19 protein-coding genes and 1 pseudogene are annotated in these 19868 nt (G+C 58.7%); 9 read left to right on the top strand and 11 right to left on the bottom strand.

Going from position 1 to position 19868, the window contains the following annotated elements; all coding sequences use genetic code 11:
• Positions 1 to 227: 227 nt before the first annotated feature.
• Positions 228 to 425, top strand: coding sequence for a GldL-related protein (locus E5J99_RS09835; RefSeq protein ID WP_135497554.1), 198 nt, complete (start codon positions 228 to 230; stop codon positions 423 to 425).
• A gap of 68 nt (positions 426 to 493) precedes the next feature.
• On the opposite strand, the gene E5J99_RS09830 is transcribed toward E5J99_RS09835, so the two are convergent.
• Entirely contained in the window at positions 494 to 1771 is a 1278-nt protein-coding gene (locus E5J99_RS09830) for a TCR/Tet family MFS transporter (RefSeq protein WP_135497553.1), read from the bottom strand.
• A 145-nt stretch (positions 1772 to 1916) separates the two neighbouring features.
• Here E5J99_RS09830 and E5J99_RS09825 point away from each other — a divergent pair, with 145 nt between their 5' ends.
• A complete protein-coding gene (locus E5J99_RS09825) occupies positions 1917 to 2714 on the top strand; it encodes a M48 family metallopeptidase (protein WP_135497552.1) in 798 nt (265 codons plus the stop codon).
• A 163-nt stretch (positions 2715 to 2877) separates the two neighbouring features.
• Here the strand turns inward: E5J99_RS09825 and E5J99_RS09820 are convergent, their stop codons facing one another.
• Positions 2878 to 6291, bottom strand: coding sequence for a UvrD-helicase domain-containing protein (locus E5J99_RS09820; RefSeq protein WP_135497551.1), 3414 nt, complete (start codon positions 6289 to 6291; stop codon positions 2878 to 2880).
• Positions 6292 to 6718: 427 nt separating this feature from the next.
• On the opposite strand from E5J99_RS09820, the gene E5J99_RS21235 reads away from it, so the two are divergent.
• On the top strand, positions 6719 to 6982 hold the full coding sequence (locus tag E5J99_RS21235; RefSeq protein ID WP_167852060.1) for a hypothetical protein: 264 nt from the start codon (positions 6719 to 6721) through the stop codon (positions 6980 to 6982).
• A 142-nt stretch (positions 6983 to 7124) separates the two neighbouring features.
• Positions 7125 to 7403, top strand: a complete 279-nt coding sequence (locus E5J99_RS09810) for a hypothetical protein (protein WP_135497549.1) — start codon at positions 7125 to 7127, stop codon at positions 7401 to 7403.
• An 18-nt stretch (positions 7404 to 7421) separates the two neighbouring features.
• On the opposite strand, the gene E5J99_RS09805 is transcribed toward E5J99_RS09810, so the two are convergent.
• Entirely contained in the window at positions 7422 to 7838 is a 417-nt protein-coding gene (locus E5J99_RS09805; RefSeq protein ID WP_167852059.1) for an acyl-CoA thioesterase, read from the bottom strand.
• A gap of 353 nt (positions 7839 to 8191) precedes the next feature.
• The gene (locus tag E5J99_RS09800) at positions 8192 to 8908 is read right to left on the bottom strand and encodes a DNA alkylation repair protein (protein WP_135497547.1); all 717 of its coding nucleotides are present in this window, start codon (positions 8906 to 8908) and stop codon (positions 8192 to 8194) included.
• Between the two features lie 221 nt (positions 8909 to 9129).
• Here E5J99_RS09800 and E5J99_RS09795 point away from each other — a divergent pair, with 221 nt between their 5' ends.
• Together E5J99_RS09795 and E5J99_RS09790 are read left to right on the top strand one after the other, a co-directional pair.
• On the top strand, positions 9130 to 9321 hold the full coding sequence (locus E5J99_RS09795) for a cold-shock protein (RefSeq protein ID WP_135497546.1): 192 nt from the start codon (positions 9130 to 9132) through the stop codon (positions 9319 to 9321).
• A 392-nt stretch (positions 9322 to 9713) separates the two neighbouring features.
• Positions 9714 to 11705, top strand: coding sequence for a DEAD/DEAH box helicase (locus tag E5J99_RS09790; RefSeq protein WP_135497545.1), 1992 nt, complete (start codon positions 9714 to 9716; stop codon positions 11703 to 11705).
• Between the two features lie 87 nt (positions 11706 to 11792).
• Here the strand turns inward: E5J99_RS09790 and E5J99_RS09785 are convergent, their stop codons facing one another.
• From E5J99_RS09785 to E5J99_RS09775, 3 genes are all read right to left on the bottom strand, one after another.
• Positions 11793 to 12245, bottom strand: a complete 453-nt coding sequence (locus E5J99_RS09785) for a PA2169 family four-helix-bundle protein (protein WP_135497544.1) — start codon at positions 12243 to 12245, stop codon at positions 11793 to 11795.
• Between the two features lie 383 nt (positions 12246 to 12628).
• Positions 12629 to 13882 (bottom strand): BaiN/RdsA family NAD(P)/FAD-dependent oxidoreductase, encoded by a 1254-nt coding sequence (locus tag E5J99_RS09780; RefSeq protein WP_245318862.1) that lies wholly within the window; start codon positions 13880 to 13882, stop codon positions 12629 to 12631.
• A gap of 54 nt (positions 13883 to 13936) precedes the next feature.
• Positions 13937 to 14785, bottom strand: a complete 849-nt coding sequence (locus tag E5J99_RS09775; RefSeq protein WP_135497543.1) for an NAD(P)H-binding protein — start codon at positions 14783 to 14785, stop codon at positions 13937 to 13939.
• Positions 14786 to 14893: 108 nt separating this feature from the next.
• Between E5J99_RS09775 and E5J99_RS09770 the strand changes: the two genes are divergently transcribed.
• Complete coding sequence (locus E5J99_RS09770) at positions 14894 to 15763, top strand: SDR family oxidoreductase (RefSeq protein WP_135497542.1); 870 nt, start codon at positions 14894 to 14896, stop codon at positions 15761 to 15763.
• 210 nt (positions 15764 to 15973) lie between these two features.
• Here E5J99_RS09770 and E5J99_RS09765 read toward each other — a convergent pair whose 3' ends face one another.
• Together E5J99_RS09765 and E5J99_RS09760 are read right to left on the bottom strand one after the other, a co-directional pair.
• A complete protein-coding gene (locus tag E5J99_RS09765; RefSeq protein ID WP_135497541.1) occupies positions 15974 to 16828 on the bottom strand; it encodes a LysM peptidoglycan-binding domain-containing protein in 855 nt (284 codons plus the stop codon).
• A gap of 85 nt (positions 16829 to 16913) precedes the next feature.
• Complete coding sequence (locus tag E5J99_RS09760; RefSeq protein ID WP_135497540.1) at positions 16914 to 17213, bottom strand: hypothetical protein; 300 nt, start codon at positions 17211 to 17213, stop codon at positions 16914 to 16916.
• A gap of 94 nt (positions 17214 to 17307) precedes the next feature.
• Between E5J99_RS09760 and E5J99_RS22245 the strand changes: the two are divergent.
• Both E5J99_RS22245 and E5J99_RS21855 read left to right on the top strand, forming a co-directional pair.
• Positions 17308 to 17613: pseudogene (locus tag E5J99_RS22245) on the top strand (glycosyltransferase family 2 protein); the annotation flags it as partial.
• Positions 17614 to 17678: 65 nt separating this feature from the next.
• Positions 17679 to 18074, top strand: coding sequence for a glycosyltransferase family 2 protein (locus E5J99_RS21855; RefSeq protein WP_245318860.1), 396 nt, complete (start codon positions 17679 to 17681; stop codon positions 18072 to 18074).
• A gap of 37 nt (positions 18075 to 18111) precedes the next feature.
• Here the strand turns inward: E5J99_RS21855 and E5J99_RS09750 are convergent, their stop codons facing one another.
• Together E5J99_RS09750 and E5J99_RS09745 are read right to left on the bottom strand one after the other, a co-directional pair.
• Positions 18112 to 18555, bottom strand: coding sequence for a hypothetical protein (locus E5J99_RS09750; protein WP_135497538.1), 444 nt, complete (start codon positions 18553 to 18555; stop codon positions 18112 to 18114).
• A 3-nt stretch (positions 18556 to 18558) separates the two neighbouring features.
• The gene (locus E5J99_RS09745; RefSeq protein ID WP_135497537.1) at positions 18559 to 19863 is read right to left on the bottom strand and encodes a metal-dependent hydrolase family protein; all 1305 of its coding nucleotides are present in this window, start codon (positions 19861 to 19863) and stop codon (positions 18559 to 18561) included.
• Positions 19864 to 19868 lie beyond the last annotated feature (5 nt).

Raw genomic sequence — 19868 nt, 5'->3', positions numbered from 1 at the left:
AGCCCAAATTTGAGGTTTGTATGAAAAACGGCGGCTTCCCGGCAGAGTGAAAGCGGGACGCTACGGCCGGGAGCGGGCATTTGTGACCCACGCGCCAGCTAGCGGCCCCACTAGATTTCAATAGCTCATCTTTTCTGAAATGAATGAGGCTGGTGTGGTGGCTGGCTGACAAAAAAGCCCCAATATTGCCTCTAGCCTGACTACTTATCGGTTTGCTTTATTATTCTATGAAAGCGAAGCATGCACTTATCCTATTGGTTCTGGGGCTATGCGCCGATTTTGTGGGTGCGCTGTTCAAAATCTCGCACTGGGAAGGAGCCAGTGAGCTGCTTATCGTCGGTATGACGCTCAAAGTCGTAGGCTCCTTGTTGATGCTGTACAAGCTGCTCACGCATCCCAGGGTAAAGGAATTTCTGAACCGGTAGGCCACGTTGTCGCCGAGGCGAAGGTGTTTTCACAAATCAAAAAAGCCTGCAACAGCTCAGCGCAAGAGTTAATGCCCTACGGCCACTTCCTCGGGCACTGCCACGGGCACCACGGGCGCTACGTAGTGGCGTAACGACTTCATGGCCAGCAGCGTGCTGATAACGGTGAGGACCGCGCCCGTTAGAAAAGCGGCGCCGGGGAAGTGCACCGGGGCCCTAGGGCCGGTGAAAAAGGCAAACAGGTTGGTCATCAGCGGCGGCCCCACGATGGAGGTCAGGCTCACGAGGCTCGTCAGCGCGCCTTGCAGCTCGCCCTGCTCGTTGGCCGGCACCTGCCCCGACATAATGCCCTGCAGGGCCGGCACCGCAATGCCACCCAGGCAGTAAGGCACCAGAAAAACGAACATGGCCCACCCCGTAGGAGCGAAGGCGAACAGCGTGAAGCCCACCGAATACAGTGTCAGCCCCAGAAAAACCGAGCGCTTGGCCCCGAGCCTGGGGTTGAGGTAGCGAATGAGCACGCCCTGCACCAGCGCCGTCAGCAAGCCCACCGCGCCGAGCGAATAGCCCACCCAGGCCTCGTTCCAGCCGAATTTATACATGGTATAATACGACCAGGTGCCCTGCGTGGCGTGCGCCGCGATGTAGACGAACACCAGCGACGACACCAGCCCCAGAATCACGGGGTATTTCTGCAGCTGCCGCAACGAGCCCAGCGCGTTGGCCCGGCGCCAGTCGAACTTGCGGCGGTGAGCTTTTTCGAGCGACTCGGGCAGCACAAAGTAGCCGTAGAGCCAGTTGAGCAGCGTCAGGCCGGCGGCGGCCAAAAACGGCACGCGCGGCCCAAACTGCCCCAGCGTGCCCCCGATTACCGGCCCAATGATGAAGCCCAGCCCAAAGGCGGCCCCGATCATACCGAAGTTCTGGGCCCGCTTTTCGGGCGTACTGATATCGGCAATGTAAGCGGCGGCCGTCGTGAAGCTGGCCCCGGTGATGCCGGCAATAATACGGCCCACGAACAGCCAGCCGATGGTGGGCGCGAAGGCCAGAAACAGGTAATCGAGGCCGAAGCCGAAGAGCGCCGTGAGCAGCACCGGCCGGCGGCCGTACTGGTCGGAGAGGTTGCCCAGCACCGGCGAAAACAGAAACTGCATGCTGGCAAAGGCAAACATCATCCAGCCGGCGTACTTGGCGGCCTCACTCAACGTGCCGCCGATGAGCTGGGTAATGAGCTTGGGCAGCACCGGAATGATGATGCCAAAGCCGATAACGTCCAGCAACAGCGTAATAAAGATGAAGCCGAGAGCGGCCTGGCGTTTGTCGGGAACGGGGGGCAACTGAGACATAAACGACTACAAATTGGGCCTTGCAAAAGTACCGGCTTTGGCCGGCGGGTTGCACCACAGGCTGGATACTTCAAAAATATTGCCCTACTTCGCGCCCGTTTCCATTTCTGTATATTTCTTTTCTAATACAATCCTTTGCTTTTCAATGAAAAAGCAATTCCTCACCCTAGCCGTTTGCCTCGTAGCTGCCTCCTTTTCCGGTGCTCAAGCCCAGCTAAAGCTCAACACCAAATCCATTGGGGCGGGGCTGAAAGCGGCCAAGGCCATTACGCTCAGCGACGAAGAAGTAATTCAGCACACCCAGGAATACGTGGCCTGGATGGATGCCAACAACTCCGTGGCACCTGCTACCCACCCGCTGGCCAAGCGCCTGCAGAAGCTGGTAGCCACCCTGGGTACCTACGATGGCATGAGTATGAACTACAAAGTGTATCTGGTGAAAGACGTCAATGCCTTTGCCTGTGCCGACGGCAGCGTGCGGGTATTTGCGGGCCTGCTGGATCTGATGACCGACCAGGAAGTGCTGGGGGTTATCGGCCACGAAATCGGCCACGTCAAGCACAAAGATTCCCGCGATGCTTTCCGCACGGCGCTGCTCAGTTCGGCCCTCAAGGAAGGCGTATCGTCGCAGGGTGGGGCCGGAGCCGCCCTGAGCGACTCGCAACTCGGCGACCTGGGGCAGGCTGTGGCCAATGCTTCCTTTTCGCGGGCCCAGGAAAGCAGCGCCGATGGCTACGGCTATGAGCTGCTGAAAGGCCAGAAAGTTAATCCGTGGTACATGGCCTCAGCTTTTGGCAAGCTCCAGAAGCTGTCGGAAGATGCGGGCCAGGCCAAAGCGTCGAAAGGAGCCCAGCTGTTTTCTTCGCATCCCGATACGGAAAAGCGTATGGCCATCGTAACGGAGCGCGCTACGAAAGACGGTTTCGCTAAGCCCGCTAAGTAGCCAGCCCGCAGTAGGCTATTGCTAAGGCGGCTTTTAGGTTTGTCGGCACCAGCTTAGGCGGCCGACAAACCTAAAAGTCGCCTTTTTCTATGGTCCTACATAGCCCTGGCGCGCTATACGCTTTGTGAGCAAAAGGTAAAAAGCAGCTTCGCGGTAGCGACGGCTAAAACACGATTACCTCCTCCGTGTCAAAGTAATAGAGCACGCACTGCACATCCGTATACCCCAGCTGCCGGAACAGGCCCGCGTACTGCTGCAACGTGCGGCGGTGCTGGGGCTCGGGGGGCGGAATCCGGAAGTCGAGAACCGTGACGCGGCCGGGCACGGGGCCCACGGCGGGCTCAAACACGATCCGGTCGGGCTTGTAGTCCTGCCGGCGGGTGCCGCCCACCAGAATTTCCCGCTCGGTTTCTACCGCCACGGCCGGGCTGAAATAGTGAGCCAGCTGCGGGTTCTCGACCGTGCGGCGCAGCAAGCTCACCAGCGTTCCTTTCTCCTTGCTGCTGACCAGGCCCTCGGCTACCAGCTGGGTGGCCACGCGCTCCACATCGGCGGCCACTTCGGTGCGGCGCAGGGCGTAGTGCAGCTTGCGGTTCCACTCGCGCTGCACCTGCTGATCATCGAAATCGAACACCGTATTGGCGTGGCGGCGCAGGCGCAGGCGCTCTTCCCAGGGCGTGCTGGTCAGGTTCGTGAGCAAATAGGGCTGCGTCGTGGCCTGCTGGGTTTTGAGCGGCGGCACCGCGTGGTGGCTGTCGGCCAGGATGTAGGCCGTCTGCTCGTCGTTCCAGTGCCCGGTTGCCAGCAAGTAGCGGTGCAGCAGCTCGGCCACGGTTTTGGCGGGCTCGGTGGCTTCGCTTAGCTCTGTTTCCTTGGCGACTTTGGTCGGCTTGGGCCGGCGGCTTAGTACGTATAAGCGGTGGCGCGGCCGGGTAAAGGCCACGTAGAGCATATTCAGGCCCTCGAGAAAGGTCTTCTCCAGCTCCTCGGTGTATTGCCGGGCCAGCGGGGTGCGCAGCAGCGCCTGTGTCTGACTCACCACGGCTATCGGCGGCATTTCGGGCACGGGCTTGGCATCGGCGGGCAGCTGGCCCCAGAGCAGCGTGCCGCGGTAGGGTGTCAGGCTCCAGTCGGCGAAGGGCACGATGACCACGCCGTAGGCCAGGCCCTTGGCTTTGTGCACCGTGGTAATGGTAATGGCGTCGCGGCCGGCCGGGGCGTTGATGCTGAGCGCGCTTTTCTTCTGCTCCCAGTATGTCAGGAAGTTGTTGAGGTTGTTGCCGAAGCGCAGGCTGTACTCCAGGGTGAGGTCCAGGAAGCGAAACAGGTACTCGCTTTCCTCGTTGCGCCCCAGCAGCTCGAAGGTGCCAATCAGCCGCTCGGTTAGCTCGTAGAGGCCCAGGTTGCCGGTCTCCTGCTCGCGCACGTCGTAGCCCAGGGCCCGTAGCTCGTCAAACATTGCCTGGGCCTTTTCCGCGTTGGCCAGCGTGGCAATGTGGCGCGCCCGCGCCGGGGTAGGGGCCAGCTGCCGCACCACCTTGTCGACCAAGAGCAGGGTCTCGGCCCGCGCCAGCGTGTCGGCAGGCTGGTTGAGCACCCGAAACAAAGCCACCAGCAGATTCACCACCTCGGCAAATTCCAACGACAGCGAATCGGCGGAAATAATGGCGTAGCCGCGCTCCTTCAGAAACTTGGCGACCTGGCGGCTGCTGTTACGACGACGGCAGAGCACGGCAATATCCTGCAGCCGGAACCCATCCTGCACGGCCTGCTCCACAAGCTGCAAGGTGAGGTAGAGCGTGCTGGCTTCGTAGTCGAATACTTCCTCCGGGCCCACGCCGGGGAGGGTTTCGGCGGTGTAGGCGCCGGTCGTGGGGTCGTAGCGGCGGGCCGGGGCGTCGTCCTCGGTGAAGAGCAGCTCGACGTGGCCGGCCTCCCCACCGGGTGTTTGCTGCCCAAAATGCTCGTCATAAATAGCCTGCACCAGCGGCAGCTGCGGGTGCGTGCGGCTCACCTCCCCAAAAAAGTCGTTGTTGAAGCTGATAATCTCCGGGGCCGACCGGTAGTTGATAGTCAGCTGCTCCGGCTGCAGGGCCTGATCGAGCGTGAGATACCGATCCTGCAACAGCCCGCGCAGCTCCTCATCGGCCACGCGGCCATACAGGTGCTCGGTCTGGTTCTGGTGCAGCCGCAGAATCTGCTCCATCTCGCCGCCGCGCCAGCGGTAGATGGCCTGCTTGGCGTCGCCCACGGCCAATGACAGATTGCCGGTCGATACGGCGTTTTCCACCAGCGGCAGCAGGTTGTTCCACTGCAGCACCGAGGTATCCTGAAACTCGTCGATGAGCAGGTGCAAATACCGCTCGCCCATGCGCTCATACAAGAACGGCACCGGCTCGCGCAGCACAATGCTGGCAATACGACGGTTAAATTCGGCAATAAGCACCACGCCCCGCTCCCGACTGAGCTGGTCCACGGCCTTGCTCAGCTCGCTCAGCAGCGACACATGAAACAGGTACGGCAGCATTCCATTCACCAAAATATAGTCGGAGAGGAGAGTGGCGCGCAGGTTTTCCAGCTCTTGGTAATACGTGGTTACAGCCTCTTTCACGGCGTCTACGCGCTGTTTGTCGGCCGCCGTTTTCACCTTGCCACTGTACCACTTGTCCTGCTCCACGGTGGCGCGCACGTAGCTGTTGGCTTCCTTGTCGGGCAGCAGGCGCTCTTCCCACTTCGTGAAATAGCCGATAATACCGTTTTTGCCCTGGTACAAATCCGCTTCCGTCACCCCGGCCGTTTCCAGCGCCACAATGGCCTGCAACGCCACCAGCTGAAACTTGCTTTCAATGACTTCCTTGCGCTTGCGCAGCGTTTCGTGCAGGCGGCGGTAGTCCTGCAACGACATTTTCTGGAGCTGCGTCACGGCCTCGTGCACCGGCTCGCTCAGCAGGAAGCGCCCGAACTGCACCAGCTCGTCGGCCAGGTTATTCCAGCTGCGGCCCTCGTCGGCCTTGCTCAGGGCGTAGTCGGCCAGCGAACGGGAGAGCAGCGCCGCATTCGGGTCGCGGTTCACACGGTCCAGCAGCAGGGCTACCGCGCTTTGCAGCACCGCGTCGCCGTCCAGCTCCACCTCAAACGTGGCCGGTAAGCCCAGCTCCCGCGTGAAAGCCTGCACGATGCGCTGCACAAACGAGTCGATGGTACTGACGCCAAAGTCGGCATAGTGATACAGCACCAGCCGAAACGTAGCCGCCGCCCGCCGCCGCAGCTCCTGCTGTTGTTCCTCAGGCGTTTCGGCGTGGCGCGGCAGCAGCCCTTCGTCGGCCAGTTCCCGGGCAATGTCGCGCAGCAGCGTGTCGTCCTGGTTGGCTTCGGTGGGATAGGCAAAGCGCCGCAACGCACCGATAATGCGCTCTTTCATCTCACCCGCCGCGTCGTTGGTGAAGGTAATAGCCAGGATGCTCTTGAAGTAGCTCGGGTCCTCGGAGCCCAGGGCCAGTTTCAGGTATTCCTTGGTCAGCTGGTAGGTTTTGCCGGAGCCGGCAGAAGAGGAGTAGATGCGGAACGTGGCAGGCATTGCGGGAGGGAAAAGCGGGGTGCAAGATAATCGATAAGTAGGGCTAAACCGGCCGCTTTAGGTAGATTGCCTAACGGAAAAGAAATGGTTGCCTTGTATTAAGAGCCTGTTAAAAATTAGGCGGGGCTAATACATCTGACCTCGAAACAAGCCAAAAACGACATACCTGTTGTTGGGCCAGCACAGGGCGGAAGGCGTGAAATTGCCCAGAACGGCGTTTTTGGAGTATCGAAAACATAGGCCACGCCTAATTTTTAACAGGCTCTTAATGATAATAATGGCAAAGATTTGTATTTATATATGAATGTCCGGCTTATTTATAAGAGGTGGTTCGAAACCGGGACGTCGAAGATTTTTGATGTTGTGGCTTATGATAAATACACCTTGTCGAGTGTCGTTTCAAACGAAATGGAACAACTCAAAAAAAGTGAATCTTTCTTCAGAAGATGCCTTCTGGGTAATGTGGTATTTTTTAGAAGAGTACTACGAGTTAACAGGAAGTATATTTGATGTTAGTGATATTATCAGCGCATCACAGCCAATAGAGTTTGATGCAGAGGGCCATATAGATAGCCAAATATTAGGCAGCAGAATTACTGCGTCGGCAGATAGCGGGATGATTAGTTTTTGGAATAACGCCATTGAGCGGTGTCTGAGTGAAGGAAAACCGTCAACAAAGAGGCTGGAGTAATAGGGGGTTTAATTACGAATGATTTAACCTGTTAACAAACTTTATGATAGGCTTAATGAGGATTGCGTTCGAGTTTAATGACCAATTTCCTAGCTTGAGAAAAGTGCTGATTGAAATTTTACGAACTCATAACGTGTAGATTATGCTGGCAATTAGTAATTATCTGCATAACACTGATGCTGGTGATATTTTGGAAACTAGTGAAATTGAAGACTTTTCTTATATGCTCTCCTACCCAAATAGTTCTTTTATTAATTCGATGACGATAAAGCGCTACTGTTCTATTGATTTGTTTAAAATGGAATTTGAAGGCCGGAAATTAGTATGGATTTTTGCTGGTGTTTGCTCAACAGAGCCTGTACTGATTGGAATGGTATCGGAAGCGTTACAAAAGCTTGGCGGAACAAAGACAGAGGATTAGTCTGATTCGGACGTCTGTCTACACCGCCACCCGCAGCCGTTGCTCCACCTCCGGCGTCACCCGCTTCGGGCGCTGCGTAGACGGGTCGAGTAGCACCCACTGGGTTTCGGCCTCGCAGAGCAGCACGTCATCGGCGGCCCGCTCGATGCGCACGAAGCGCTGCGACTGGGCCCCACGCACGGTGCCCACCCAAGTGGTGCAGCGTAGTTTCTCGCCCAGAAACGCGGGCTTGTGGTAGCGTACCCGGTGTTCCAGCACCACCCATATATAAGGCTCCCGTTCGCCCACCGGAAATGCCGCGTGCCAGTGCGCCGCCGCCGTATCCTGTACATACTGTACGTACTGCACATTGTTCACGTGGTTCAGCTCGTCGATATCAGTCTCTACCACCTGAAGGAGGCGAGAAAAGCGGAAGGAAGGCGTATGTTCAGACACGAAGGAGGAGTAGAGCGTGTTTGGGAAGTGGTGAAAACGCTGTTTGCGCCATGTTGAGCGGAGTCGAAGCATCCCTCCCACTTCGTAGCAACCACTCAACAGCGTGGTAGAGATGCTTCGACAAGCGGACGACAGATCAAGTAGGACCATTCCCAAACCCACTCTTACTGTATAAAGAAGATTAGTATCGGAACGTCATGCTGGGCGTGGCAGCGCGGAGCCGAAGTATCCCGCGTGCCACTGGAATCAGATACCGTAGCGGCCGAGCTGCTTCTGCCTCTTGACGCCGGATCAGGCACGACAGTCCTATAGGTTTCGGCAGCGGAAGCTTTGCGGCAAACGTAACGTCGGTACTACGCCGCTTGCGTTGTTGCGCCCGGTTTCGCCTTGCGTGCCCACACCCGCCCCAGGTATTCCCGAATAGCAAACGTCTGGCAGCTCGTGTCGCCGTGGTCGATAACGATGTCGCCGAGGCGGGCTGCCGCTTGCTCCACCAGCGCCCGTAGCATCTCCGACCGGCTCCCGATACTTATGAAAGCCGTGTTGATGGCTTCCTTCGCCCGGTTGGGAGCAGTCTGAATGGCGCGTTCCATCTGCACGATCTGGTCTTCGAAAAAAGCATCGGGCAGCAGGGACGCAGCCAATGCCAGCCGACTTACCAGCGAGTAGCCCACCCGTTGGAGCATTTCGGCGGGGGCCATTGTCCACTGCGCCACTTTGGCCTGAGCAAAGGACGTTTGGGCTACCAGCGCGGCCAGCAAATCGGCTAGGGCATAGTACTGAATATCCCGCGCCCAGACTTCGGCCTCCGCTTCGGTAAGCTGCTGCGGGTCGGCAATCATCGTAGCCAGGGATTGGGCGTCGATGTTCTGGGTGTGCCAGAGCTGCCGGGCCATGCCGTGCGCCAGTGTCTTGTCTTTGCCCCGCCCCACAAACTGCTTCTTCAGGACCCCATAAGTGGCGAAGCTCGCCCCGAAAACGTTGGGGCCGCTGCCGTGCCGGAGGTAGGATTTGCGGGTTTGCTCGGTGCCTAAAACCTGGAGCTGCGTAAAAATTTCTTCGAAAGTCATGAGGAAAATAGGGCTTTAGAGCCTGGAAAAGCTGGTTTAGTAGGAGAGGCCTCAAAAGAGCAAGCAGGTAAAAGCGGAATAATGCCAACTCATTCGCCGTAAATGCGTAACTTTGGACAAGTTTAAGAAAAAGTGCTTCATTTATATCTGCTGTACGCTCTACCAAGAGCCCAGCAAATTTTCTGGCCTCTTGACTTAAATGACATTCATATTTTACCAACATGCAGACAGGAACAGTAAAATTCTTCAATGACACCAAGGGCTTTGGTTTCATTAAATCCGACGAATCAGGTCAGGACATCTTCGTACACGTAAGTGACTTGGTGGACGAGATTCGCGAAAATGACAAAGTGCAATTCGACGTTGCACAGGGCAAAAAAGGCCTCAATGCCGTAAAGGTATCGTTGGTTTAGTTTGACCTTTCGTCTTCGGATGAAACAAAGAAGCTCGCAGCAGTGCGAGCTTCTTTGCGTTTACCCAGTGCCAGCGGTTGGCAGCCCGGAACCAGTGATAGACTACTACTCGTTGGTGACCTTTCGCTAGCTCAGAACGGCCCGGCCTATTTTGAGTATTTCAGCACTAGAACACCAGTCCCCTATCTTTTATAGCGGAAAAGCCGTACCTTTGCAGCCGCATTGAGAACGGCCATGTTCCGCGCAGCATAGGCTGCAGTAATCTAATAGGCTGGCCGCCTTCGTCTTCCGTCCGTTGCTTCCGTCGCTTGTCGTTGTTGTTGAGTGGGAGAGGAACGTCGCTGAATAAGCTGTTTTCAGAGCTAGTGTCTCCCATTCCATCAAACAAAGTCATGGAAAAAGTAAAATTTGAAGAGCTGAATCTCTCGGAAGAGATGATGCGCGCCATTTCGGACCTCGGCTACGAGGAAGCATCTCCTATCCAAACCGCCGCTATTCCAGTCCTCATGGCTGGTCAGGACGTTATCGGTCAGGCCCAGACGGGTACCGGCAAAACCGCCGCGTTCGGCATTCCCGCCATCGAAGGTGTCGACACCGACAGCCGCGCCGTACAGGTACTCATTCTGTGCCCTACGCGTGAGTTGGCGGTGCAGGTTTCGGGCGAAATCCAGAAGCTGGGCAAGTATAAGCGTGGTTTGGCCGTTGTGCCAATCTACGGTGGGCAGAGCTACGACCGGCAGTTCCAGGCTCTGGAGCGCGGTGTGCAGATCGTAATCGGTACGCCCGGCCGCGTGATGGACCACCTGGAGCGTGGTACGCTGAAGCTGGATAAAGCCACCAAGATTATCCTCGACGAAGCCGACGAAATGCTCGACATGGGCTTCCGCGAGGACATCGAGATTGTGCTGAGCAAGATGCCCGAGGAGCGCCAGACGGTATTCTTCTCGGCCACGATGAGCAAGCCGATCATGGAGCTCACCAAGAAGTACCAGAAAAATCCGCAGATCGTAAAAGTCAACCACCAGGAGCTGACCGTTACGAACATCGAGCAGATGTACTACGAGGTGCGCAACCCGATGAAAAAGGACGTGCTGTCCCGCATCATCGACATGTATAACCTCAAGTCGACCATCGTATTCTGTAATACGAAGCGTATGGTAGACGAATGCGTAGCTGAATTGCAGGCTCGCGGCTACTTCGCCGACGGCTTGCATGGCGACATGGGCCAGCAGCAGCGTCAGAATACCCTCGACAAGTTCCGTAAGGGCACGCTCGAAATCCTGGTCGCCACCGACGTAGCCGCCCGCGGCATCGATGTGGAGAACGTGGAAGCCGTCGTAAACTACGACCTGCCAGCTGACGAAGAGTACTACGTACACCGCATTGGCCGCACGGGCCGCGCCGGCAAGCTGGGCAAGGCCTTTACCTTCGTGAGTGGCCGCGACATCTACAAGCTGCGCGACATTATGCGCTTCACCAAAGCCAATATCAAGCAGGAGCGGATTCCGTCCTTCGAAGATGTGTCGGAAGTGAAAACCACGCTGTTCCTGGCTCAGATCAAGGACATCATTGAGAAGGGTAAGCTGGAGAAATACGTAACCCGCGTGCAGCGTTTGCTGGATCAGGAAGAGGATATCACGTCGTTGGACGTGGCCGCTGCTCTGCTCCGCATGACGATGAAAGAAGACAAGCAGGCCGAGAAAAGCCTCGAAGCCGGCCGCCAGCAAGGCGCCGTGCGCCCCGGCTTCACGCGCCTTTTTGTTACGATGGGCAAAAAAGACCGGGTGCATCCGCGCGACATCGTGGACCTGATTGCCGAAAACACTGCCCTGACTGGCAGCAAAGTTGGTGATATTGCCCTCTACGACAAGTTCAGCTTTGTGGAAGTGCCTTCGGAGTTTGCCGAGGAAATTACCACCAAGCTAGGCCGCTCTTCGATTCAGGGCCGTCCGGTGTCGTTCAATATTGCTACGCCCCGCCAGGAAGGTGATGCGCAGCAGGAAGGCAACACCCGCGGCCCAGGCGGCTTCGGCGGTGCCGACGACAATCGTCCCGCTCGTCGGGGTCCGGGTTCGTTCGGTGGTGAGCGTCGCGAAGGTGGCTTTGGCGGCAACCGCTCGGGTGGCAGCAGCTACGGCGGCGGCTACAAAGGCGGCAACCGTGAAGGCGGCAGCAGCTACGGCGGTGGCTACAAAGGTGGTAACCGTGAAGGCGGCGGTAGCTCCTACGGTGGTGGCTACAAAGGCGGCAACCGCGAAGGCGGCAGCAGCTACGGTGGCGGCTACAAAGGCAAGCGCGATGGCGAAAGCGGCGGCTTCCGCGGCGGCAACCGTAGCGAAGGCAGCAGCCCAGCGCCACGTCCGCGTCAGGATTTCGACGAATAGTCGGAACTGAACGAGCATAAAAAAGGCCCGCTGGAATTTCCAGCGGGCCTTTTTTATGTGCTACATATGTCCGTAGACAAAAGGAATTTACTTCTTGGCCGACGCATCGCGCAGGGTACGGATTTCATCGTGGCCCTGCTGTACGCCCTGGTACTGCTTTTCGATGACGGTCTTTAGGGCAGCGGGTAGGTCTTGGGCTTTGAGGGCAGTTTGGTACGCTTTCTTGGCGTAGTCTTCGCCCCGCTCGCACTCGGCCAGAATGCTGTGGCGGTCCTTGCTGGTGACGATGCTCTTCAGGTTGATGAAGGCCCGGTGAATAGTGCCGGTTACGGAGCTTTCCTCGTCGGGGTGCAGGTTGAGCTTGTGCATCTGGTCCTCCAGTTCAGTGATATAGCTGGAGCGCTGGGCCGCATATTTCTTGAACGTCTCTTTGAGGTCCGCGTCTTCCACGTCGGTCATGGCCTCGGCGTAGCCTTTCTGGCCATCCTTAAGAGTTTCGATGAGTTCGTTGGCGAGGGCTTGGGTGGCTTTGGCTTCCATAGGGTCGGTGGTCGTTTGGGGGTGAAGGAAAGAACTAGTGCCTCTCTTTACTCCCAGCGGACGGTTAGGGTTGCGTAGGACGAACCCGTAACCTGGTCCACCGTGCTATGGGCGTGCCCACCCCGCGCCTACTTATGCCCCCACAACAGGCGTGGTATTGAAATCCAAACCAGCGGCAGTAAAAGTCATGACCGCTCCCATGAATTGGATGCGACTTCTCGTGAACTTCACGCCCAGTCCTGTGAAATTGACGAGCAGTTGGATGAATTTTATGACCGGCCGCATCCAATTCACGGGAGCAGTCATGACTTTTATAGCTGGTCGCGTGAATCTTATGACAGCTCCCGTGAAATTCACGCTGGCTCCGGTTTGCCAGCAACAGGCTAAGCCGGTAGCGGAGCGGTGCTCATAGCCTGCCCGGCCAGAAAGCCGGTGGTCCAGGCGGCCTGGAAGTTGAAGCCGCCGGTGATGCCGTCGATGTCGAGTACTTCGCCGGCAAAATGCAGACCGGGCTGCAGTCGGCTTTCCAGCGTCTTCATATTGACCTCACCAAGCACCACGCCGCCGCAGGTTACGAACTCTTCCTTGAACGTGGTTTTGCCTCGCACCGCCAGCGGCATACGCACCAGCAGCTCAATCAGGCGGTTTTGCTGCTTCACCGGCAGCTCGTTCCAGCGCGTTTCGGGGCCTACGCCGGCCTGCTCGACCAGCGCCCGCCACAGGCGTTGCGGCAAACCAAACAAGGCATTCACCAGCACTACTTTACGGCCGCTATCGGCCCGGAAGGTCAGCAGCCAGGTGCGCAGCGAGTCTTCGCTATACGTCGGAATCCAGTTGACGAGCGCCGTGCCGGTATACTGAAGCTCATGTAAGCGGCGGGCTCCCCAGGCCGACAGCTTGAGCACGGCCGGCCCACTCACGCCCCAATGGGTGATGAGCAGCGGGCCTTCGTAGTCCAGCTTTTCGCCAGCCAGCACCACGCGGGAGTGGGGTACACTCACGCCCATAAGCTCTTTGAGCGGCGACTCGGGCACGTTGAAGGTGAACAGGGAGGGCACGGGCTCGGCAATGGTATGTCCCAGCGTCCGGAGCCAGTCGTAGCCCTCCGACTTGGGCACGCCGCCGGTGGCGATGAGCAGGCGCTGGGCGTGCAGGGTTTGGGCGTGCTGGCCGGTGAGCTGTACGCTGAATCCACCGGCTGGCAGCGGCTCGATACGCTCAGCCGTGGTGCTGAGTAGAATCTGGACGCCGGCGCGACGGGCTGCTTCCAGCAGGCAGTGCGCAATGGTTTCGGACGAATCGGTGGTGGGAAACATGCGGCCATCAGCTTCCGTTTTGAGCTCCACGCCCCGCTGCCGAAACCACTGCACGGTGTCCTGAGCCCCGAAAAGCTGAAACGGCTCCTTGAGCTTTTTGCCGCCCCGCGGGTAATGCTGCACCAGCTGCGCGGCCGAGAAGCAGGCGTGCGTCACGTTGCAGCGGCCCCCGCCCGATACCCGGACTTTGCCGAGGAGCTTGCCCGTTTTTTCAATCAGATAGACGCGCAGCTTCGGGTTGGCTTCGGCGCAGGCAATGGCCCCGAAAAAGCCGGCCGCGCCACCGCCCAGCACCACTGCGGTAGGTTTATTGGTATTCACGGGGCAAAGATACGGCACAGAACGCTGGTCTTGCCGCCGGGTTTGGCCGCCGGATCAGCAGTGGGGCAGGGCCGCTAGCAAATCGTCGTGCTGGAACTGGTAATTCAGCTTCTGGCGCACCAGTGTGCTGTCGATGGTTTTGCCCGCCGTTGATTCGGCCACAAAAACCGGCGGCTCCAACCCCAGATGTTGAGCCGCTACCGGGTAAAACTCCCGGCGCGAAAGGTGCTGGGCGGCACTGGCATTGAAGGTATACCCCCAGGCCTGCTGCCGGATAATGCTGGTCAGCAAGCCGATGCAGTCGTGCAGATGAATCAGGTTGACCGGCGCATCACCGTTGGGAAGGTCGCGGCGGCCCGCCAGAAAGCGGCCGGGCGGCCGGGCCGGGCCAATGAGCCCACTCAGGCGCACGACGGTCGTTTGCCAGTGGCCAGCCGAGGAAGTAAACTGGCCTTCAGCGCGCAGTAAGTCCGATGTCGCCTCGGCCGAGGCCACCGCATCGGCTTCCTTCATCCGGCGCGGCTCATCGGGATACACGCCCGTAGAGCTCACAAACAGCACGTGCCGCACGCCGGCCGCCAACACGGCGCTACCCACCGGCCGCAACAAGGCTGGGTAGCCTCCGGTGCCCGCCGTGCGGGGCGGAATATTGAGCACCAGCACATCGATGCCCGTGAGCAAGGCGCGGAGCGTGTCGGCATCGGTGGCGCTAAAATCGGGGCCCAGGCGCAGCAGATACGGCGTGATGCCCGCGTCGCGGAGGGTGAGCAACTGCTTGGGCGTGGTGGTGGTGCCGGCTACCGGATGACCGGCCCGCACCAGGGCCTGGGCCAGGGGCAAGCCTAGCCAGCCGCAGCCGAGCACCGCAACCGAGGGGTGGGAAGAAAGAGGAGGAACCGTCATGGGAGCCAAAGGTGGTGAAAAAACCTTCTTCTCGTTTTTTATGTGGGCAACGCCAACAAATCCCGTTCTTGCAGCTATCCAACCACTCCTTTCTTTTCCTGCTTCTCTATGCCTGCCTACACCCAACCCATGCTCCGCGACAACGCGCTCCAAGGCAAAACAATCGTCGTGACCGGCGGCGGAACCGGCCTGGGCCGCGCCATGACCACGTATTTCCTGCAGCTCGGGGCCAACGTCACCATCAGCAGCCGCAAGCTGGACGTGCTGGAAAAAACGGCCGACGAGCTGCGGCAGCAAACCGGCGGTAAGGTGCTGGCCGTGCAGTGCGACGTGCGCAAGTACGACGAAGTGGAGAACATGCTGCAGCGCACCATCGACGAATTTGGCGGCGTAGATGTGCTGCTCAACAACGCGGCCGGCAACTTTATCAGCCCCACCGAACGCCTCTCGCACAAAGCCTTCGACGTTATCGTGGACATTGTGCTGCGCGGCTCCTACAACTGCACGCTGGCCTTCGGCAAGCGCTGGATTGCCGACAAAAAGCCCGGTACCATCCTCAATATCGTCACTACGTATGCCTCCGTGGGCTCGGCCTACGTGGTGCCCTCGGCGGCGGCCAAAGCCGGCGTGCTGGCCATGACCCGCTCCCTGGCCGTGGAATGGGCCAAATATGGTATTCGTTCCAACGCCATTGCGCCCGGTCCATTCCCTACGGAAGGGGCTTGGAGCCGCCTGTTTCCGGCTCCTTTGGCCGCCAAGCTCGACCCGGCCGCTTCCGTGCCGCTCAAGCGCGTGGGCGAATACCAGGAGCTGGCTAACCTGGCCGCGTATCTGGTGTCCGATTTCTCCGCCTACGTCAACGGGGAAGTAGTGACTATTGATGGGGGCGAATGGCTCAATGGTGCCGGCGAGTTCAACAAGCTGGAAATGATTCCGGCCCCGATGTGGGACGAAATCGAAAAAGCCATGCGCCGCTAGACTTCCGGATTTGCTCTCACCCGAGCAAATCTTGCGGCGGATATCGTTAGCATACCTACCAGCTACTACAAACAGAAGCGGCCTTCCTGAGCAGGAGGGCCGCTTCTGTTTGTCGCTTTTTGCTTCAGAATATGGTAGGGATTTGACCACACCGCTTGGTTTTGGTATCAGGCTTCGACAAGCGTCGCCTGATACCTGGCAAACTCACTCCTAAAACTTATAGCCCTTGAAATCCTTCGCAAACTCAGCGGCCGGAATAGGCTGGTTGGCGACGACATCCGAGAACTCAAACTTTTCGAATAAGCCCTTGTCGTCGTTCACCTGCACAACGGCCGGCAGGAAGGTTTTCAGATCGACGCAAACGATGGTGCGGCGGCCGTAGCTGTTGGGCACCTGCAGCGTTTTGCCGGCGGGCACTAGTTCTTCCGCCGTCAGGTTGTTGCGTTCCATAATGCGGTATTCGCCGCAGCCAAACCGGTCGGCAATGCGGGCAATGGACTCCGGCTTGGTGGTTTTGTAGGTGATGTAGCGAAACTGCGGGAAGTCGGAACGAAGCACGTGGCAGGCACGGCCCCCCACAATGGAGTCGCCGGTGTAGCGGAAGCTGCGTTCGTAGGCGTGGTCCTGGCGCAGGCTGGAGCCCTGGATAAGATCGGCAAAGGTGCCAAAACCGGCATTCAGAACGCTGTGGTGCTGGTTGCGGCGCATCACTGAGCCGTTGGGGTCCAGGTTGAGCGTAACGTAGGGGAAGCTGTTGGGGTTGACCCAGGCATCGCCGCTGTTCTGGCCCGTCACCCAGAGTACTTCAATACCTTTTTGGTTGCGCAAATACACTTTCAGCGGGCTGAAGGCCATTTTCATGGCCGTGCGTGCCTGCTGATACTTGTTGTCGGCCAGCCGCTCCTGCGCCCGCACGTTGCAGCGCAGGGTTTTCAGGTTTTCGATGGAGCTGGTGAGGCGGGAGAGAACTTGTTCGGTGGTAGGCTTATCGGCGGGAGCCGGGGCGGCGGCCAGGGCAACCAGAAGAATGACCGCGAAAACCAGGAACCGGAGAGGGAAAGTCATGCAGGGCAGAAACAGGAAATACAGAAGGCTAAAAAACGCCTTTAGCTAAAATCGCGCCGGAGCTGCTGGCGGCTTTATAAAGGGCTTAATTGAGGCTGATACGCGGAAAGCGGGAGGCCGTGCTGTCGAATACGAACAGTTCATCAATCTCGACCTGCAGCAAGAAAGGGTAGAGCGGAAACTGCTCCACGGTGTTCCGGATAACCTCTTCGCTGCTGCCGTTCATCGTGACCCAGCCACGGGTTCGGTTGGCGCTGATGGCGTAGGCTTCCACCACATTGGACTCAATAAGCTGGTTGATCAGGCTCCGGTGCTCTGGAATCAGGGCAATGAACTCGGCATCAAAAGAATCCGGAAAGCGCAGGGTAACGACGAACTTAGCCATAGGGGAGAAATGGTAGTTGCTAAACGCCGCCGGGAGGTGGAAAGTTGGGCCGAGCGGGCCCGAAAGGCAACTTTTTGGCCGCAAAAGCAGAATAGTGGGTATCCATTTCGCCCTGATTACCCCCAGCCACAACCGTCGGCAGTACCTGCCCGAAGCCAGCCTCCAGGCCACTATCAGCGCCCCGCTCGATTTTCCCCGGGAGCATCTTATCTACGAAAACGGCTCGACGGACGGGACCACCGCGTGGCTGCGGGAAGCCGTCCGGCAGCCCGACCACGCCCTGCGCTACTGGAGCCACCCCGATACAGTGCGCGCCGGCCGGGCCCGCAACCGCCTCATCGAGCAAACCGATACCGGCGCCTGGCTCGTGCCTCTCGACGACGATGATGTTCTGCTGCAGCGCTGCCTCTACCACTATACCACTATGCCCGGCTGGTTGAAAAGAATCCGCAGCAGCCCTGGTTCGTGGCCGACTTCCCCCGCGTGGACCAGGATGGGCGCTACCTGCCCGGCGAGGATTATTACGCCTGGCACTTCGAAACGCCGCAGGCAATGTTGCAGGCCATTTTCAAAGCCGAGTACTTTATTCAGGGCAACGTGTGCTACAGCCGGGCGCTATTTGACCAGGTCGGGGGCTACGACGAAGAGCTGCCCATGGCCGAGGACCTCGACCTGTACGTGCGCTTTTTGCTGGCCGGACATTTGCCGGTGCTGTCTCCCCACATCAGCCACCTGCACCGCTTCCACAGCAGCAACGTCAGCATTGGCGTCGATGCCGGCAAGCACGGCGAGGACCTGCGGGTGATATATGATAAATACGCGGAGCAGCTGCAGAAACTGGGCGTGGAGCGGCCAGGGTAACTGGGGTCTTTGTAGTAGGCTACCTGTTTAGGTACAGCTACACAAACCAGTGCACAATCAACTCCGTAGGCTTAATATTCGCCGTCGGATACCCTTCGACCAGTGCTTGACTTACAACTTCGGCTTCTGCACTCCAATAGGCCACTTCTGAGTGAAGCGCTTCCTCCCACATTTGGGCACTGGCAATAGTGTAGGCCAAGTTCAATGCTGCCTGATAGACCGGCTCAGAAGTTAGTAAAAGCGAATCGGACAATTCTCCGCTTTCCCGCTGAATTCGATAGGTGGCTGGGAATACAAGTGCTAAATGACGCATCATCACTCGCCCAAAAGCGGTAGGCGTGAAGATGATTATCCGGTCTGCTAACGCCGGTCCAATCCCTTCCGCAATCAAATTCTCATATACGCTTTCTTCCGTAGCGTCTGCTGGCACGAAGTACAGGAGGCTCTTTTGAATGGCAGAGGTCAGATCAAAAATATCCATGTTCTACTTATCATTGGTGTAAACTACGCCGCCTTTCAGTACCAATTTTACCTGCCGCAGCGCGGTAATTTGCCGGGTTGGGTCGCCTGCCACGGCCACCAGGTCGGCGAGCAGGCCCGGCTGAATCCGGCCCCGGTCCTGCAGATGAAAAATGCGGGCATTGCCGCTGGTCTGGCCCTGCACTACTTCCAGGGCCGAGAAGCCGTACTTCTGCACCAGCAGCTCGGCCTCGCGGCTGTTGTCGCCGTGCTGAAACACGCCCACGTCGCCACCAATGGCTATGATGACGCCGCTTTTGCGGGCGGCCTGCATGCTCAGGCGCTTTTGCTCCAGGCGCTCCGGCATCGGGCCCTGGCCTTTTTTCCAGCCTTGGTACTGCGAAATTGCGTCGCCGGCGGCCACGGTGGGGCACAGGGCTACGCCGCGCTGCTTCATGAGCTTGAATATTTCCGGTGTGCCCCCGTCGCCGTGCTCAATGGTTTCGACTCCGGCCAGCGTGGCGCGGCGCATGCCCTCGGGCGTGGAGGCGTGCGCCACCACGGGGCGGCCGGCGGCCCGGGCGGTTTGCACAATCAGGGTCAACTCTTCCTGCGAAAACGTGGGGCGCGACGGCTCGCCTTTGCCCCAGCGGTAGTCAGCATACACCTTGATAAGATCTGCCCCCTTCCCGATTTGCTCCCGCACGGCCCGCACGATGCCATCGGTACCATCGGCTTCCTGTGCGCCCTGCGGCACGTCTACATCCACCGAAAGCTTGGGCCCATAGCTGCCCGTGGCTACGAGTGCCCGGGTGGCTACCAGCAGGCGGGGGCCAGGAATAATGCCCTGCTCAATAGCTTGTTTTACGCCCACATCGGCGTAGCCCGCGCCCTCCGAGCCCAGGTCGCGGGCGGTGGTGTAGCCGGCCAGCAGCGTGTGGCGGGCGTGAGCCGTGGCCCGGGCCACCCGCAGCGCCTGTGACTCCTGTAGCACCTGGTCGTTCCAGCTCGTTTCGTTGTAGGGGTGGAGCAGCAGGTGCGAATGGCCTTCAATCAGGCCCGGCAGCAAGGTTTGACCTGGTAAATCGAGGGTGCGGGCACCGACTGGGGCACTGATTGTTGCTGCCGGCCCAACGGCTTTTATTCTGTCGCCTTCCACCACCACCACCCAGCCCGCATGCAGAGTTTCGCCATCGAAAACGGCGGCGGGGCGTAGCAAAAGTGTAGCAGGAGCAGCGGGAGATTGAGCCTGCGCGGTAAGCAGCGTACTGCCCAGCAGTAGCCCTAGCGAGAAGCCCCGCAGCCGTTGGGGAAAAGAGAAACGTTTCATAAGTC

It is taken from the genome of Hymenobacter elongatus, from assembly GCF_004745955.1.
Lineage (GTDB): Bacteria > Bacteroidota > Bacteroidia > Cytophagales > Hymenobacteraceae > Hymenobacter > Hymenobacter elongatus.
This window is presented reverse-complemented; position numbering and strand designations above follow the sequence as displayed.